The organism is Enterobacter cloacae complex sp. P13B, assembly GCF_014895915.1.
Classification (GTDB): domain Bacteria; phylum Pseudomonadota; class Gammaproteobacteria; order Enterobacterales; family Enterobacteriaceae; genus Enterobacter; species Enterobacter bugandensis.
Window position 1 is genome coordinate 1,297 of the sequence record NZ_JADBQN010000063.1, and the last position, 1,346, is coordinate 2,642.

At 57.1% G+C, this 1,346-nt stretch carries 3 protein-coding genes; 2 read left to right on the top strand and 1 reads right to left on the bottom strand.

The genetic code is table 11. From position 1 onward, the window contains the following. On the bottom strand, positions 1-147 hold a 147-nt coding region (locus IM273_RS22575; protein ID WP_192829022.1), incomplete at its 3' end, for a ribonuclease E inhibitor RraB. A gap of 99 nt (positions 148-246) precedes the next feature. Between IM273_RS22575 and IM273_RS22580 the strand changes: the two genes are divergently transcribed. Together IM273_RS22580 and argF are read left to right on the top strand one after the other, a co-directional pair. Further along, the gene (locus tag IM273_RS22580; protein WP_213014347.1) at positions 247-342 is read left to right on the top strand and encodes a hypothetical protein; all 96 of its coding nucleotides are present in this window, start codon (positions 247-249) and stop codon (positions 340-342) included. After that, positions 312-1,316, top strand: coding sequence for an ornithine carbamoyltransferase (gene argF / locus IM273_RS21290; protein WP_193051907.1), 1,005 nt, complete (start codon positions 312-314; stop codon positions 1,314-1,316). The genes IM273_RS22580 and argF overlap by 31 nt, the downstream gene beginning before the upstream one ends. Positions 1,317-1,346 lie beyond the last annotated feature (30 nt).

Genomic DNA, 1,346 nt, shown 5'->3' on the forward strand with positions numbered 1-1,346 from the left:
CATTTTTTCCAGCGCGTCGAAATCATCCGCAGAGAAATGGTGCTCGATGGTGTACAGCGCGTCCGGATCGCTACCGTCTTCCAGCAGTTCTTCAATAATCAGACGCGTCTCTTCGCGTTGCTCTTCCAGTAATTCCGGGTTTGCCATGGCTCAATCCTCTTTAAAGTGCGGCACATACTTCTATTTTCACACACGGACGGGTTTGCCTCCACCTTTGTTGGAAAGATTTGTGAAACGGGGTTGCAAATGAATAATTACACATATAAAGTGAATTTTAATTCAATAAGTGGCGTTCGCCATGTGAGGATAAAATGTCTGATCTGTACAAGAAACACTTTCTGAAATTGCTCGACTTTACCCCTGCACAGTTCACTTCTCTGCTGACCCTTGCCGCACAGCTCAAGGCTGATAAGAAAAATGGCAAGGAAGTACAGAAGCTTACCGGTAAGAACATCGCGCTCATCTTCGAAAAAGACTCGACCCGTACACGATGCTCTTTCGAAGTTGCCGCATTTGACCAGGGCGCACGCGTCACGTATTTAGGGCCGAGCGGCAGCCAGATTGGGCATAAAGAGTCAATTAAGGACACCGCGCGCGTGCTCGGGCGGATGTACGACGGCATTCAGTATCGCGGTCACGGCCAGGAAGTGGTCGAAACGCTGTCGCAGTATGCGGGCGTGCCGGTGTGGAACGGGCTGACCAACGAGTTCCACCCGACCCAGCTGCTGGCGGACCTGCTGACCATGCAGGAACACCTGCCGGGCAAGGCGTTTAACGAGATGACGCTGGTCTACGCGGGCGACGCGCGCAACAACATGGGCAACTCGATGCTGGAAGCGGCGGCGCTGACCGGGCTGGATCTGCGCCTGGTGGCCCCGAAGGCCTGCTGGCCGGAAGAGAGCCTGGTGGCGGAGTGCAGCGCGCTGGCGGAGAAGCACGGCGGGAAAATCACCCTGACGGAAGACGTGGCGGCGGGCGTGAAGGGCGCGGACTTTATCTATACCGACGTCTGGGTGTCGATGGGCGAAGCCAAAGAGAAGTGGGCGGAGCGGATTGCGCTGCTGCGCGGGTATCAGGTGAACGCGCAGATGATGGCGCTCACCGGCAACCCGAACGTGAAGTTCCTGCACTGTCTGCCCGCGTTCCATGACGACCAGACCACGCTCGGCAAGCAGATGGCGAAGGAGTTCGACCTGCACGGCGGGATGGAGGTGACGGACGAGGTGTTTGAGTCGGCGGCGAGCATCGTGTTCGACCAGGCGGAAAACCGGATGCACACGATTAAGGCGGTGATGGTGGCGACGCTAGGGGAGTGATTGGCTCCACTGCGGTCTGGTGCCCTCACC

Bases quoted from the DNA above. Each gene is read 5' to 3' on its own strand.
- IM273_RS22580 (WP_213014347.1), top strand. From the start codon at position 247: ATGAATAATTACACATATAAAGTGAATTTTAATTCAATAAGTGGCGTT.
- argF (WP_193051907.1), top strand. From the start codon at position 312: ATGTCTGATCTGTACAAGAAACACTTTCTGAAATTGCTCGACTTTACC.